This window comes from Polymorphospora sp. NPDC051019 (assembly GCF_040683055.1).
Lineage (GTDB): Bacteria > Actinomycetota > Actinomycetes > Mycobacteriales > Micromonosporaceae > Polymorphospora > Polymorphospora lycopeni.
Genome location: NZ_JBFBCH010000011.1, coordinates 243,414 through 257,358, shown reverse-complemented (window position 1 = coordinate 257,358; position 13,945 = coordinate 243,414). Strand labels below are relative to the sequence as shown.

Here is a 13,945-nt window from a genome sequence, read left to right as displayed (position 1 = left end):
GCCTCTCACGCGGGGCAAAACCTTCACGGACGTGGCGCGGGGGGTGCTGCTCACGTCCGGACCGGGTGTAACGCACCGCCGGCCCGGGCCATTCCAGCCCGCAGGCGGGGCGCCGGGCGGCTGGCAGAGTGCTGCCACCTCGGCCCCGGTCATGCACAACGCCCCCGACCCGGCGGCCATTCCACCCGGCAGCCGGCCGACAGACGTCACGATCGGCCCGCGAACCGCCCAGATGTCCGGATCGGCTGCTGCGGCCGAGGGGCAACCTCGTTGATCTGGGCGTCAGGGACGTTATCCGCCGGGGATAGGGTCTCTGACGCCCAGATCGTCGGAACGGGTGGCGTGGGCGCGGGCCAGATCGTCGAAGCGGGTGGCCTGGGCGCGGGTCAGGCGTCCGGCAGGTGCTCCTCGGCCCAGCCGGCAAGCTCGTCGAGCACGAGCACGAGCGCGTCACCGGCCGGGGTCAACGCGTAGCTGACGGCGGGTGGGCGGGTGTCGACCACCGTACGGATCACGAGGTCCACCCGGGCCAGCTCGCTGAGCCGGTCGGAGAGCACGGAGTCGCTGATGCCGGTGACCGAGCGGGCGATCTCGGAAAAGCTCGCCGGACCGGATTTCAGGGTGGCGAGGATGACGCCGTTCCAGCGTTTGCCAAGGATCTCGAAGACCCGGACCAGGGCGCCGGCACACCGCAACTCACCCTTTGCCGCATCGTGCTGCCCTGCCCGCATGTGTTCATGTTAACGGCCTGCGAACTAGCTCTTCCGAGGATGCTAGCTTTTAGCTAGTACCACGCGGGCGGCTAGTGCTCCCGCGTCCGTTACCTAAGGAGCGCCATGTCCCTGTTCCGCCTGGACGCCAGCATCCGGATCGACGGTTCGCACAGCCGCGAGATCGCCGACACCGTCGAGTCCGCCTGGCGCGAGACCAATCCGGACGCCCCGGTCACCCGCCGGCACATCGGACTCGAGCCGGTCCCGGCCACCGCATGGGCCGACGCGGTCAGCGCGGGACAGACCCCCACCGAGAAGTGGAGCGACGGCCAGCGTTCGGCCAAGGCGCTCGCCACGGCCATCGTCGACGAACTCGTCGCCGCCGACGCGCTGCTGTTCGCCGTACCGCTCTACAACTACGGGGTGTCCCAGCACTTCAAGACGTACACGGACCTGGCGATCACCGACCCCCGGCTGGCCGCCGGAGTTCCGCCGGCGATCGCCGGCAAGCCCGCGGTGCTGGTGACGGTCCGCGGCGGCGGGTACGGAGCCGGGACCCCGCGCGAGGGCTGGGACCACGCGACGCCGTACACCCGGCGGGTCCTCGCCGACCTGTGGCAGCTCGACCTGAAGGTGGTCGAGGCCGAACTCACCCTGGCCGGCGAGAACCCGGCGCTCGCCGACTTCCGCGACCTCGCCGCACAGCTGCGGGCCGACGCCGAGTCGTCGGCGCGCGAGCACGGCCGCGCGCTGAGCCGGGTCTGACGGCATTGGTGCCCCGCGGCGACCGTCCGGCCGCGGGGCACCAACACATGCCTTGAAATTCATATAACCTCTGAGGCATGATTCACTGGTGGACGGTTTCACCCTCATCGCGGACCCGACCCGGCGCCGCATCCTCGACCTGCTACGGGCCGAGGAGTACGACGTCGGCGGGCTCATCACCGCTCTCGGGCTGCCCCAGCCGCTGGTCTCCAAACACCTGCGGGTGCTGCGCGAGGCGGGCGCGGTGACCGCGACAGTCGCCGGCCGGCGCCGGGTCTACCGGCTGGCCGTCGACCCGCTTCCCGACGTGCTGGCCTGGGTGACGCCGTACCGCCGGATGTGGAGTGCCAGCTTCGACCGGCTGGCGCGCGACCTCGACGAGGAGAAGTAAGTGAGTGAACGCGAACGGCCCATGGCGCCCGCGACCGACCCGACGGTGACCGCACGGATCGACGACGACGCCACCGGCGCCACGCTGGCCGAGGTCGCCGGGCGCTGGGTGCTGACGATGACCAGGGCACTGCCGCACCCGGTCGACCGGGTCTGGCCGAAACTCACCGAGCCCGACCAGTTGCGCACCTGGTCGCCCGTCGGGCCGGACCGACCGCTCGACTCCGTCGGGCCGGCCACCAGCCGGGAGACGCCGCAGGACGACCCCGAGGACGCCGAGGTGCTGGTCTGCGACCCGCCGCGCGAACTCGTCCACCGCTGGGGCAGCCACCTGCTGCGCTGGACCCTCGCCCCGACCCCGGACGGATCGCTGCTGACCCTCGAGCACACCTTCGACGAGCACCCGGGCCGCGGAATGTACGCCGCCGGCTGGCACGTCGCGCTCGCCGTACTCGCCACGGTGTTCGACGGCCACGAGGTGGACCGGGTGGTCGGCGAGGCCGCCCGGGAGTACGGCTGGTCGACGCTGCGGCAGCGCTACGACGAGTCCCTGGGCTGATCCGCCCACGCGACCACCTGGCCGGGGCGTCCGGTGCCCGACGACCCGGGGGCCGCGTCTACGTATGCTCCCGGCATCGACAACAGGCGGCGGAAGAAGTACGCACGGCGGCTGGTCGAGGCGGCCCTGACCGCCGAGCCCCGGACCGTGGCGCGGCTCCTGCGTGCCGGCGCCGATCCGGACGCACCGGATCGGGACGGCACCACACCGCTGTACGCGGCCGCCGTTGCAGAATTCCGGCGAAGCTGTCCGCCTGCTCCTCATGGCCGGCGCCGCACCGGACCTGGAGAGCGGCCATGGGGATCAGGGCACTCCCCTGTGCGCCGCCGCGAGTTGGGGACATGCCGACGTCGTACGTGAACTCCTCGCCCACGGCGCCGACCCGGACCGGCGCGAGGACCACGGCACCGGCCGCTCTCCGCTGGACTGGGCGGTACGCGGCGGGCACACCGAGGTGGCCGACCTGCTGCTCGCCGCCCGTCCCGGAATGTCCGGCGCAACGGCCACCGACGGCCGGCCCGGCCACGGCTGATCAGCCTGCCGTCCGGGCCGCCGTTGCCGTCGGTGTTGACAATTGTCACCAGCGAGTGGCGATCATTGACGCTGGAGTGTGCTGTCCGGGTGCGGGCCGCGCCACGATCAAGGTCGCCCGTTGGCCCGGCGCACCGCCCGAGGAGTTGACGCATGCGGATTCTGCTGGTCGAGGACGACAGGCGGGTCGCCACCGCGTTGAACTCGGCGCTGACCCGCCGGGGCTACGACGTCGAGCACGCGGCGACCGCCGCCGCGGCGTTGAGTGCCGCGCCCTGCGACCTGGTGCTGCTCGACCTGTCGCTGCCCGACGGGGACGGCCTCGACGTGTGTCGTACCCTGCGGGGACGCAGTGCCCGGCTCGGGATCATCGCGGTGACGGCCCGGGGCGAGGAACGTGACCGGGTCGTCGGCCTGCGCGTCGGTGCCGACGACTACATGGTGAAGCCGTTCTCCATGGACGAGTTGCAGGCCCGGATCGAGGCGGTGCTGCGGCGCGCGTCGTACGCCGCTCCGGAACCGGAGGTGATCGCCACCGGCCGGCTGCGGATCGACGTCGCGGCCCGGACGGTGACGGTCGACGACCGCCCGGTCACGCTCACCCGCAAGGAGTTCGACATCCTGCTCTCCCTCGGCCGCCAGCCCGGACTGGTGATCACCCGCGACCGCATCCAACTCGACGTGTGGCAGACCACCTGGGTGGCCCGGCACACCGTCGAGGTGCACATCGGTTCGCTGCGTACGAAGCTCGGCGACGCCCGGCTGATCGAGTCGGTGCGGGGCGTCGGCTACCGGCTGCGCGGCGAATAGCCCCCGTGCGTCGCCGACTCGCGCTCAGCTATCTGCTGCTGCTCGCCCTGGTGCTGCTGGCGCTGGAGATCCCGCTGGCGTTCACGCTGGTCAGCCGGGAGACCCAACTGCTGCGGGCGGACCGGCTCGCCGACGCGACGAGGTTCGCCGCGCTGGCCCGGCCGGCGCTGCGTACGGAGGCGTTCGGCACCATCACCGCCGAGTTGCGCCGCTACGACGAGTTGTACGGGATCGGCGCGGCCGTCGTCGACCGGGAGGGCCGTACGGCGGTGCGGTCGGGCAGCCGGCGACCGCACACCGGGCAACTCGACGCCGCGATGCGGGTCACCCTGGCCGGGCAGCAGTACGCGTCCGAGGAGCAGCTGTGGCCGTGGAGCGACGACCCCCTGGTCGTCGCGGTGCCGATCAGCGACGGCGGCGAGGTGCTCGGCATGGTGATCACCGTGTCGCCGACCGACCGGCGCCGCGAGGCGGTGATGCTGTGGCTGCTGGTCTTCACCGGCTTCGGTCTGCTCGCCGCCGTGGCCTGCGTGGTCACCGCCTGGGGCATGGCCAACTGGGTGCTGCGGCCGGTGACGGTGCTCGACGCGATGACCCTGGAGATCGCGGCGGGTGACGGCCGGACCCAGATCTCCGACCGGGCCGGCCCGCCCGAGCTGCGCCGCCTGGCCCGCAGCTTCAACGACATGTCGGGCGCGGTGTCGGACGCGATGGAGCGCCAGCGGGCCTTCGTCGCCCACGCCAGCCACCAGCTCCGCAATCCGCTGACGGCGCTGCGGCTGCGGGTCGAGGAACTGGGGCCGAGCCTGACCGACGACTACGGCCGGCAGGAGCACCAGCTCGCGCTGGAGGAGACCGACCGGCTCGCCAAGGTGCTCGACGGGCTGCTGACGCTGGCCCGTGCCGAGCGCGGCCAGCGGCGGCTGGTCACCGTCGACGCGGTCGCCGTCGCCGAGTCGCGGGTGGCGGCCTGGGAGCCGCTGGCGCGTCGTACCGGGATCAGGTTGACGCTGCTTCCGGCGCCACCGGTGGCGCTGGTCCAGGCGGTGCCGACGGCGCTCGACCAGAGCCTGGACGCGCTCATCGACAACGCGGTCAAGTTCGGCGGCCCGGACGGGTCGATCGAGGTGTCGGTCGTCCCGACCGAGGGCGGGGTCGCGGTGCAGGTCCGCGACGACGGGCCGGGGCTCGGCGACGCGCAGCTCGAGCAGGCCACCGAACGGTTCTGGCGGGCACCGGACGCGCAGAACATCGACGGCTCGGGGTTGGGTCTGGCCATCGTCGCGGTGCTGGCCGACGCGTCCGGGGGGCGGCTCACCATGCGCCGGGCGGACGGTGGCGGGCTCGAGGCCCGGCTGTGGTTCCAGTCCGCCGAGCCGGTCAGGGCTTGACCGACTGGTAGTAGCGGGCCGCGCCCGGATGCAGCGCCAGTGGCGCGGTGGCGATCGCCGACTGCAGGTTCATCCGCCCGGCCGCCGGGTGGGCGATCCCGAGTTCGTCGCGGTGCTGCATCAGCAGCCGGGTCAGCTCGTACACCAGGTCTTCCGGGACGGACGGACCGACGACCAGGTAGTTGGGGTCGGCGACGGTGCTGATCGGCTCGATGCCGTACGCGGTCGCCGGGATGTCGCGCCCGACGTAGACCTCGCTGTAGCGCTCGCGCAGCGGCTCGGTCCACATCTCCAGGTCGACCAGGCGCACCGGCATGGCGGCGACGAGTTGCTCGACCGCCTTGACCGGTGGCCCGCCGGAGAAGAAGAACGCGTCGATCTCCCCGTCGCGCAGTGCCTCCGCCGACGCGTCGAGGTTGAGGTAGGCGAGCCGTACGGGCTGCCGGTCGCCCGGCCGGTCGGCCAGTCCGGCGACGTCGAGCAGGCGGTTGGCGGTGATCTCGGTGCCCGAGCCGGAGGCGCCGACGGAGACGCGCTGCCCACGCAGGTCCTCCAGCCGCCGGATCGGCCCGTCGGAGCGGGTCACCAGGTGCAGCAGGTCGTCGTAGACGCGGGCGACGGCGACGACCTCGTTTCCGGTCGGCGGCAGGATGTCGGCCTGGGTGAAGCCCAACTGGGCCCGGCCGCTGCCGACCAGCGCGACGTTCTCGGCCGAGGCGGTCGTCACGACGACGTCGGCCCGCACGTGCGGCAGTTCCCGGTTGATGACGGCCGCGAACGCCTGGCCGAACACGTAGTAGACGCCGGCCCGGCTGCCGGTGGCGATGTCCAGCCGGATCGGCTCGGTGGCGGCGTCGGTGCAGCCGGCCAGGCCGAGCAGGGTGGTGGCGGCGAGCACGGCGGCCAGGCCGGCGCGGCACCGGCCCGGCCGAGGCCGGCGCCGTGGCCAACATCGGCTCATCGGTCGCCCCTTCCCGCCTGGCCGACCGGGGTGTCGGCACGGCAGTGCTGCCGAACCTACGGCAGTTCGGCAAGCAGGGCGACCTCGGTCCTACGGCTGGCGGCCTCCGGCGGTCGATTCGGGCACCGTGGCGTCGCAGAGCTGGGCACCGCGCAGCAGCCGGCCGGCGGCGGGGCCGTTCGGCACGCTGATGAGGAAGGAGCCGCCCCGGCGGACGAGCGACGCGTGGGCGTCGAGCAGTTGCGCGCCGCGTACGAGGACCGTGGCGAGGTCCTGGTCGGTGACCCGTACGCCGAGGATGTGCTTGCGCATGTGCCGCCCGGCGGTGAGCAGGACGCCGCGCCAGGCCGCGCCGGCCATCCGCAGCCGCCAGGTGTTGGCGGGTGCGGTCGTACCGAGCGCGACGGTGCTCAGGATCGAGGTCCGGCCCTGCTGCCAGGCGACGCCGACGAGGGTGGAGTAGGCGGTCCGGTGCGCCTCCGGGACGATGATCCGGTACAGCTCGTAGCGCCGGCGCAGTCCGGCGACGGAGGCCTCCTGGTACGCCGGCACGTCGAGGTAGCGCAGCAGTTGGGCGGTACGGCGGGCGGCGGCCTCGACGTTGAACTCGACGACGCCCGGATCGGGCCCGAACCACGGCGAGCGGATCGTCCGGGTCGCCGACGGCCGGGTCAGCGCGGTGGCCCGGACCAGGCAGGCCAGTTCGAACGCGCCGGCCAGCCGGGGCCGGTCGAGCGGCACGGCGGCCGCCGGCGCCGTGCCCGGTGGCGCGGGTGGCGGTTCAAGGATCGCTCTCATGGCCAGCTCCCGGATGCCGCTCGACTGCGTGGTGGTGCCCATCACGGTGTCCCGCCGGCCGGCCGCAGCGGAACCCTCTCCGCCCAGCATTGAGAAGAAATTGCGTTTGCCGGCGGCCGATGCCGGGCCGGACCTTCGCGGGAGCGCTTTCCGGGGCCCGCTCGACACCGACGGCGACCGGACCGTGACGCTGGCGGACGCACCGGCGCCCCGGCGCCTCCGCCCGGCCGGCACCGGCTTGAGGAAGGCCGGCACGACCGTGGACAATTCCCCATCGTCCCAGGTCAGGGGGAGGATGGGTGGTTGACCGGTACGGTCGGCGGAGGCGGATCCATGTTGAACGATGATCAGACGAACGGTGGTTCCGGTGCGGGCGGCGGGACCGGCGCGCCGCCGGCCGGGTTTCCGGTACCCGCCCCGCTCATCGCGGCCGTGCTCACCCCGACGACGGCCCGCGGGGCGACCGACCCCGACGTGACCTCGGCGTACTTCCGTGGCGTGGTCGCCGACGGCGCCGACGGGCTGGCCGTCGCGGTCCACACCGGCCGGGGCGACCGGCTGCCGCTGCCGGCGCGGGCCGCGCTGGTCGGGGCGGCCCGGGCGCTCACCCCGACCGTGGTGACCGCCGTGTGGCCGCACGACGACCTGGACCGCTGGGGCCGGCTCGCCGCGGACGCGGGCGCGACGGCGCTGCTCGTCGCCCCGGCCGCCCGCGACGACCCCGGGGTGGAGTTGCGCCGGCTCGACCGGTTGAGCCGGGCGAGCGGGCTCGACCTGATCGCCTTCGACCTCTACACCGGCCCGTACGCCCCGGCGACGCTCGCGGCGGTGCTGGGCCACCCGGCGGTCACCGCGTACAAGCCGGCCCACCTCTCCGACGCCATCGCCTGCCAGGCGGGCATCTGGTCGGCGGTGGCGGCCGGGGTCACGGTGCTGACCGGCGAGGACCGGATGTTCGTGCCGTCGCTGCTGTGGGGTGCGCGGGGGGCGCTGGTCGGGCTGGCCGCCGCCGCGACGCCGTTGACCCGTACGGCGTTCCGGGCCGCGCACGAGCCGGGTGCCGAACTGTTCGCGCCGTCGCGGATTCTCGACGGGTTCGCGGCGGCCACCTTCCGCCCGCCCTACGACGGGTACGTGCAGCGGATGTCGTGGATCGCCGCCGACGAGGGGCGGATCCCCGTCGAGTTCGCGGTCGACCCGGGGCGGCCGGCCGGGCTGGGCGACGCCGAGCGGGCCCCACTGCTGGCGCTCACCCGGCGGCTGCTCGACGAGGTCGAGGCGGCCGGGATTCCGCCCCGCTGAACGGTCGGTCCGCCCCACCGCCCGGGGAGGGGCGGCGGGGCGGACTGACCGGTCGGTCACAGTGCCGCGCACTGCCCCGTACGCGGGCCGGACACCGTGTTGGCGACGCCGGCGTTGGCCGGTGTCGTCGTGTTCGCGGTGCAGGCGAGCGGGCCGCCGACCGTCGTGGCGGTCACGGTCACCTCGCCGCCACGGTTGGCGGTGAGGGTCACCGGGCCGCGTACGGTCGACGAGTCGACGCGTACCGGGCCGGTCGAGGCGCTGACGCTCAGCGGGCCGCGTACCTCGGTGTCGAAGGTGCTGAGGTGACTGGCGCCGGTCGCGGTGACCGGCCCGTCGACCCGGGCCCCGTCGAGGACGAGACCGGCACCGGGGCGGACCGTGACCGGCCCGCTGACCTGACCACCGATCACACAGGTGACGCCGCGCGACACCTGGAGCGGACCACGGTGCCCGCCGGTGATCGTCTCGGTGCACGCGGGCGGCGCCGCGACCGGGTCGAAGACCCAGCGGTAGAGGGTGAAGCCGCGGGTGTAGTACAGGCTGCCGTCGACCCCGGCCACCAGGTGCTCGGCCCCGGAACCGGCGAGCACCCGCGCCTTCCACGTCACCGGGTTGACCGACCAGAGCCGGCCGCCGTAGGTGGCGTAGATCATGCCGTCGCGGAACGCGAGCGCCCGGTCCTGCCCGTACATGGTGCGGGCGAGGCCGAACAGGTTCTCCGCCCGCAGTACGTCGATCGTGCCGGTGGCCGGGTCGACCTCGGCGGCGAAGAGCGTGCCGTCGGCGATGCCCCACAGGACACCCTCGTCGTCGAAGCGCAGTCCGTTGATCGACTGTGCGCCGGGGACCACGACCCGGGACCCGCGTACGGTCCCGGTCGTGACGTCGTAGACGAACAGTTCGGCCTGTGACGCGACCGGGTCGATCCCGAACCCGCCGTTGATCGAGGTGCCGCCGACGACGAGGTCGCCCCGGGCGGCGAGCGACACGACGCTCTGGTTCGCGACGATGTCGCGCCGCACGGTGATCTCGCCGGTGTCCGGCTTCCAGACGCTGAGCGCGCCGCCGAGCCGGCCGGAGATCGGCACGCTGCCGACGACGACCCGGTCACCGACCTGGACGAGTGCCTGCGGGCGGTCCTGTTCCTGGCCGATCGTCACCGGCTCGCCGGGGTTGGTCCCCATCGACCAGGCCCGGGCCGGGTCGTAGCGGTAGAGGGTGCCACCGGGGTAGCGGCCGTAGACGAGGTCGTCGCCGAACTGGCCGAAGCCCTCGACCTGGCCGCCGCCGTTCAGCAGGCGGAATGCCTTGGTGTCGGGGTTGTAGGCCGAGATGCCGGGCGGGGTGAGGAACCCTCCGGAGTAGACGGTGCCGGCCCGGTCGACGCCGAGCGCCTGCAGCGGGGTCGGCGCGCCCTGGAGTCCGGCCTCGCTGATGTACCTGTTCCTCTTGGTCTGCAGGTTGTAGACGTAGACGCGGCCGTTGTAGAACGTCATCGACAGCGACAGGCCCGGGAAGTCGGGTGACCGCATGTCGATCCAGGCCCAGGTGCCGGGGATGGCGTTGGGGCGCCAGCCGAGCGGCGTCTCCTCGAACGTCTCCAGGTTGAGCTGCACGATGCCCTGGCTGACCCGGCGGTAGTAGACGTACGGCCCGGTGGGGTCGAGTCCGGAGATGGCCCGGCCGTCGATCGCCGGCACCACGTGCACGAGCTGTGCGGTGGCGGTGTCGAAGACGAGCAGGTCGTTGACCTTCTGTACGCGGGCGAGCAGGTAGCCGCCGGCGAGCGTCATGTCGTAGACGGCTTCCTCGTTGGCGTACCTGGCCGGCAGCGGCATCTGGAGCACCTCGCCGGTCGCCCGGTCGAAGCGGGCCAGTTTGGCGCGCGGCTGGGTGCCGAAGTAGACGTGGTCGTCGTCGATGGCGAGTGCCCGGCCGTACGTCTCGCCGGGGATGATCTGGCCGTGGTCGGTGAACCGCGCGGTCGCCGGGTCGTAGGCGAACAGCCGGCCACCGGGGTACGTCCCGCCGTAGATGATCCCGTCGGGTGCCGCGGCCAGCCGCCAGATCCCCTCCCCGGGGTACGGGAACGGGATGGCGGTGACGCTCTGGTCGCCGGGCGTCCAGGTGTAGAAGAAGCCCTCGGTCGTGGCGAAGTAGACCGCGCCCTCGGCCGGCGAGAACGTGTTCGCCCAACTGTTGACGCCGCGGGGCAGCCGTTCGGCGAACACGATCCGGCCGGTGCGGACGTCGGTGGCCTGGAACATCGCGGTCGTCTCGTCGTTGCCGGCGGTCACCCAGTAGACCTGGGGGTTTCCGGCGGCGTCGACGCCCTGGGACTGGTCCTGGGAAAGGATCTTGTCGGGCATGGTCTGCCCGAGGTTCTCCTCGTGCCCCGGCTGGACGGAGGTGCGCGGCGGCGCGGGGGCCGGCGGCTCGGCCAGGGCGGGCGTGCCGGACAGCGTCATGGCGGCCACGGCGGTGAGTGCTGTGGCGAGAAGGAGCCGTCGGTGTCGGGAAAGTCTCATCGATTCTCCGCTCGACTTTAGGTCTGGACCGTAATTGACGCCCTAGGCTAGCGGGACCGGGGAACAGGCGCAATCGTGTGCGACGATGAATCCCCCGGCGGAAGGGAGCGGATTGTCCACCATCGTTGGCATCGTCGGCCCGGTCGACCTCGTCGACAGCGTCGCCGCACTCTGCGAGCAGTCCCCCGGCGTCAGCGTCGTCCGCTGCCCGTACGCCCACGAGACCGACGCCCCCGCCCTCGTACGCGACCACTCCGCACAGGTCGACGCGTGGCTCTTCACCGGCATCGTGCCCTACACGCTGGCCGGCAACGCCTCACCGCGACCGTCCGCCTTCGTCGACTACACCCGGGAGACGGTGCTCGAAGCCTGGGTCCGGCTGGCCAGCGCCGGCCGCGACATCGCCCGTACGTCGATCGACACGGTCCGCACCACCGAGATCCGCGACCTGTCGACCGCCGTCGGGATCGACCCGGCGGCGATCCGGTCCGTCGCCTACCGGCCCGACATCGACTCGGCCCAGCTCATCGCCTTCCACCGGGCCAACCCCGACCCGACCTGGTCGGCCATCACCTGCGTGTCGAGCGTCCACGAGGCCCTGCGCGACGAGATGACCATCATCCGGCTGGCACCGTCGCCGCACGCGGTCCGCACCGCCCTGCACCAACTCCTGCTCGCGACCACCAACCAGATCCACGAGGACGCCCAGGTCGTCCTCGGCCTGGTCGACGCGGCCGGGGCCGCCGACAGCGCCGTCACCGAACGGCTGGCGGCCGAGGTCTCCGCGCTCGCCGGCACGCTCTCGCGGACCGGTGACGGCACCTACCTGCTCGTCACGACACGCGGCGCGCTCGCGGGCGCCACCAACGACTTCACCGACGCGCCGTTCCTGCGCCGCTTCGAGGAGGCGTCGATCGACGCGTACGTCGGGTTCGGGCTCGGCCGCACCGCCGCCGAAGCCGAGCGGCTGGCCCGCCGGGCGCTCAACCGCGCGCACGCGCACAAGGGGCCGGCCGCCGTCGCCGCCTTCCGCAACGACATCGACCTGCTGCTCGCCTCCGGTGGCCGGCAGCCCGGCGGCGACGAGACCGGCCCGCCCGCCATCGGCGTCATCGCCGCCCGGGTCGGCCTGTCCGCCGCCACGCTGGGCCGGCTCCAGCAGCTCTGGGAGGGCGGCACCGGCGCCCCGATCACGTCCCGGGTCGTCGCCGCCGAGCTGGGCGTGCAACTGCGCACCGCGCGGCGGATGCTGCAACGGCTGGAGTACGCCGGTTACGCCGAGCGGGCCGGGATCGAGACGACCGGCAGCACCGGCCGTCCCCGCACGCAATACCTCCTGCGGTTGTGAGCCGCACTCACCCCTTGATCCCGCTCGACGCGACACTGCTGACGATGTAACGCTGCAACACCGCGAAGATCACCAGACACGGGATGACGGTGACGGCGGCGGCCGCCATCAGCCGTGCGTCGGAGACCGACTCCGAGTTGAGCGAGGCGAGGCCGACGGTGAGCGTACGCATCTCGTCGGTCTGCGCGATGATCAGCGGCCACAGGAAGTCGTTCCAGTGCCACAGGAACACGAATATGCCGAGCGTCGCCAGGATCGGCTTGGTCAGCGGCAGCACGATCTGCCAGAAGATCCGGGCCTCGCCCGCGCCGTCGACCTTCGCCGCCTCGAAAAGCTCGTCCGGCAGGCCACGGATGAACTGCCGCATCAGGAACACCGACTGCGAGTTCGCCAGCGTCGGCACGATGAGCCCCCAGAAGGTGTCGATGCCGTCCAGGTTGGACACCAGCACGAACATCGGGATCAGCGTCGCCTGCGCGGGAACCATCAGCGTGGCGAGGAACGACCAGAACAGCGCGTCCCGGCCGGGGAACCGCTTCTTCGCGAACGCGTAGCCGGCCATCGCCGCCGTGATCAGCACGAGCACGACGGAGACGAGCGAGTAGACCAGCGAGTTGAAGGTCCAGCGCAGGAAGCTCTGCGCCGACAGCACCGACACGATGTTGTCGAACGTCCACCTGTCCGGGAACTGGTACGGGATCGTCCGCGCGCCCTCGGGACTCAACGCGAGGACGAAGACGGCGAGGAACGGGATGGCCGTACCGAGGGCCAGCAGGCTCGCGAGCACGACGAGCCAGATCCGCGCCGTACGGCGCGGCCGTCGCGGGCGGCCGCCGGACTGCTGCTGGCCGCGCCCGGACTGGTGTGCGGTGCGGTCGCGGACGGCGATGCTCATGTTTCGTCCCGATCGAGGAAGCGGCGCTGGATGACGGAGATGACGAACACCAGCGCGAAGATGGCGACGCCGATGGTGGCCGCGTAGCCGAAGTCGAAGAACTTGAAGCCCTCGTCGTACAGCGCGTAGACCAGCGAGTACGAGGCACGGGCCGGGCCGCCGCCGGTCATGACGTAGACGGTGTCGAAGACCTGGAACGCGGCGATCGTCTCGATGACCACCACGAAGAAGACGACCGGCCGCAGCAGCGGCAGGGTCACCCGGAAGAAGCGTTGTACGGCGTTCGCCCCGTCGAGCTTCGCCGCCTCGGTGAGTTCGGTCGGAATGGTCTTCAGGCCGGCGAGCAGGATCAGCATCGAATAGCCGAACCCCCGCCACACCGAGACCACCGACAGCGACCCCAGCACCTGCCACTGGTTGCCGGACAGGAACGGGACGGCGTCGATCTCCCACCGTTGCAGGAGCCCGTTGACCAGACCGTCGGCCGAGTAGATCCAGTACCAGATCACACCGGCCAGGACGAACGAGGTGACGTACGGCAGGAACAGCGCGCCGCGGAAGAAGCCGACGCCCCAGACGAGCTTGTCGAGCACCACCGCGGTGAACATCGAGACGACCACGATCAGCGGCACGTAGAACGCGGCGTAGATCAGGGTCGTCACCAGGGCGTTGCGGAAGATCGGGTCGGACACCAGCCGGCTGTAGTTCTCGAAGCCGATGACCTCGAAGTCCCCGTTGAGCCGGTAGTCGGTGAAACTCATGCCGATCGCGCCGAAGCTGGGCACGAAGCGGAAGACGACGAAGAGTACGAGCATCGGCAGCACGAACAGGATCCCGGCCCACACGCCGGTCGTGTTCGCCGGCCGGCGGGTTCGTGGGCGGGACGCCGGCGGGCGTTTCGCCGCGGGGGTAGAGGTCATGGCTCTGCTTTCGGTCCGGTGGTGCCGCCGT

At 72.3% G+C, this 13,945-nt stretch carries 14 protein-coding genes; 8 read left to right on the top strand and 6 right to left on the bottom strand.

From position 1 onward, the window contains the following. Nucleotides 1–386: 386 nt before the first annotated feature. Complete coding sequence (locus tag AB0M79_RS21220; protein WP_357533601.1) at nucleotides 387–731, bottom strand: helix-turn-helix domain-containing protein; 345 nt, start codon at nucleotides 729–731, stop codon at nucleotides 387–389. A gap of 105 nt (nucleotides 732–836) precedes the next feature. Here AB0M79_RS21220 and AB0M79_RS21215 point away from each other — a divergent pair, with 105 nt between their 5' ends. The 6 genes from AB0M79_RS21215 to AB0M79_RS21190 all read left to right on the top strand — a co-directional run bounded on the left by AB0M79_RS21215 (nucleotide 837) and on the right by AB0M79_RS21190 (nucleotide 5,159). Beyond that, a complete protein-coding gene (locus AB0M79_RS21215) occupies nucleotides 837–1,478 on the top strand; it encodes an NAD(P)H-dependent oxidoreductase (RefSeq protein ID WP_364216199.1) in 642 nt (213 codons plus the stop codon). Nucleotides 1,479–1,566: 88 nt separating this feature from the next. Further along, nucleotides 1,567–1,869: a metalloregulator ArsR/SmtB family transcription factor gene (locus AB0M79_RS21210; protein ID WP_364216196.1), complete on the top strand. Its 303-nt coding sequence runs from the start codon at nucleotides 1,567–1,569 to the stop codon at nucleotides 1,867–1,869. Continuing rightward, nucleotides 1,870–2,427: an SRPBCC family protein gene (locus AB0M79_RS21205; protein ID WP_364216193.1), complete on the top strand. Its 558-nt coding sequence runs from the start codon at nucleotides 1,870–1,872 to the stop codon at nucleotides 2,425–2,427. 226 nt (nucleotides 2,428–2,653) lie between these two features. After that, nucleotides 2,654–2,959, top strand: coding sequence for an ankyrin repeat domain-containing protein (locus tag AB0M79_RS21200; protein ID WP_364216190.1), 306 nt, complete (start codon nucleotides 2,654–2,656; stop codon nucleotides 2,957–2,959). 152 nt (nucleotides 2,960–3,111) lie between these two features. Further along, nucleotides 3,112–3,768 carry a response regulator transcription factor gene (locus tag AB0M79_RS21195; RefSeq protein WP_364216187.1) on the top strand — a complete coding sequence of 219 codons (657 nt, stop codon included), beginning with the start codon at nucleotides 3,112–3,114 and terminating at the stop codon, nucleotides 3,766–3,768. 5 nt (nucleotides 3,769–3,773) lie between these two features. Continuing rightward, entirely contained in the window at nucleotides 3,774–5,159 is a 1,386-nt protein-coding gene (locus AB0M79_RS21190) for a HAMP domain-containing sensor histidine kinase (RefSeq protein WP_364216184.1), read from the top strand. Here the strand turns inward: AB0M79_RS21190 and AB0M79_RS21185 are convergent. Further along, entirely contained in the window at nucleotides 5,149–6,120 is a 972-nt protein-coding gene (locus AB0M79_RS21185; protein ID WP_364216181.1) for a TAXI family TRAP transporter solute-binding subunit, read from the bottom strand. The two genes, AB0M79_RS21190 and AB0M79_RS21185, sit on opposite strands and share 11 nt — an antisense overlap. A 90-nt stretch (nucleotides 6,121–6,210) precedes the next feature. Continuing rightward, nucleotides 6,211–6,918, bottom strand: a complete 708-nt coding sequence (locus AB0M79_RS21180) for a hypothetical protein (protein WP_364216178.1) — start codon at nucleotides 6,916–6,918, stop codon at nucleotides 6,211–6,213. 333 nt (nucleotides 6,919–7,251) lie between these two features. Here AB0M79_RS21180 and AB0M79_RS21175 point away from each other — a divergent pair, with 333 nt between their 5' ends. Then, complete coding sequence (locus AB0M79_RS21175) at nucleotides 7,252–8,220, top strand: hypothetical protein (protein ID WP_364216175.1); 969 nt, start codon at nucleotides 7,252–7,254, stop codon at nucleotides 8,218–8,220. Between the two features lie 56 nt (nucleotides 8,221–8,276). Here AB0M79_RS21175 and AB0M79_RS21170 read toward each other — a convergent pair whose 3' ends face one another. Next, nucleotides 8,277–10,751, bottom strand: coding sequence for a hypothetical protein (locus AB0M79_RS21170; protein WP_364216172.1), 2,475 nt, complete (start codon nucleotides 10,749–10,751; stop codon nucleotides 8,277–8,279). Between the two features lie 112 nt (nucleotides 10,752–10,863). Here AB0M79_RS21170 and AB0M79_RS21165 point away from each other — a divergent pair, with 112 nt between their 5' ends. After that, nucleotides 10,864–12,099 (top strand): hypothetical protein, encoded by a 1,236-nt coding sequence (locus tag AB0M79_RS21165; protein WP_364216170.1) that lies wholly within the window; start codon nucleotides 10,864–10,866, stop codon nucleotides 12,097–12,099. 7 nt (nucleotides 12,100–12,106) lie between these two features. On the opposite strand, the gene AB0M79_RS21160 is transcribed toward AB0M79_RS21165, so the two are convergent. Then, nucleotides 12,107–12,994, bottom strand: a complete 888-nt coding sequence (locus AB0M79_RS21160; protein ID WP_364216168.1) for a carbohydrate ABC transporter permease — start codon at nucleotides 12,992–12,994, stop codon at nucleotides 12,107–12,109. Then, nucleotides 12,991–13,914 (bottom strand): sugar ABC transporter permease, encoded by a 924-nt coding sequence (locus AB0M79_RS21155; RefSeq protein ID WP_364216166.1) that lies wholly within the window; start codon nucleotides 13,912–13,914, stop codon nucleotides 12,991–12,993. Before AB0M79_RS21155 ends, AB0M79_RS21160 begins: the two co-directional genes overlap by 4 nt. Nucleotides 13,915–13,945: the final 31 nt, after the last annotated feature.

What these genes read in the sequence shown, in the direction of transcription:
- AB0M79_RS21180 (WP_364216178.1), bottom strand. Translation starts at nt 6,918, where the DNA reads ATGAGAGCGATCCTTGAACCGCCACCCGCGCCACCGGGCACGGCGCCG.
- AB0M79_RS21185 (WP_364216181.1), bottom strand. Translation starts at nt 6,120, where the DNA reads ATGAGCCGATGTTGGCCACGGCGCCGGCCTCGGCCGGGCCGGTGCCGC.
- AB0M79_RS21155 (WP_364216166.1), bottom strand. Translation starts at nt 13,914, where the DNA reads ATGACCTCTACCCCCGCGGCGAAACGCCCGCCGGCGTCCCGCCCACGA.
- AB0M79_RS21175 (WP_364216175.1), top strand. Translation starts at nt 7,252, where the DNA reads ATGTTGAACGATGATCAGACGAACGGTGGTTCCGGTGCGGGCGGCGGG.
- AB0M79_RS21170 (WP_364216172.1), bottom strand. Translation starts at nt 10,751, where the DNA reads ATGAGACTTTCCCGACACCGACGGCTCCTTCTCGCCACAGCACTCACC.
- AB0M79_RS21195 (WP_364216187.1), top strand. Translation starts at nt 3,112, where the DNA reads ATGCGGATTCTGCTGGTCGAGGACGACAGGCGGGTCGCCACCGCGTTG.
- AB0M79_RS21220 (WP_357533601.1), bottom strand. Translation starts at nt 731, where the DNA reads ATGCGGGCAGGGCAGCACGATGCGGCAAAGGGTGAGTTGCGGTGTGCC.
- AB0M79_RS21215 (WP_364216199.1), top strand. Translation starts at nt 837, where the DNA reads ATGTCCCTGTTCCGCCTGGACGCCAGCATCCGGATCGACGGTTCGCAC.
- AB0M79_RS21160 (WP_364216168.1), bottom strand. Translation starts at nt 12,994, where the DNA reads ATGAGCATCGCCGTCCGCGACCGCACCGCACACCAGTCCGGGCGCGGC.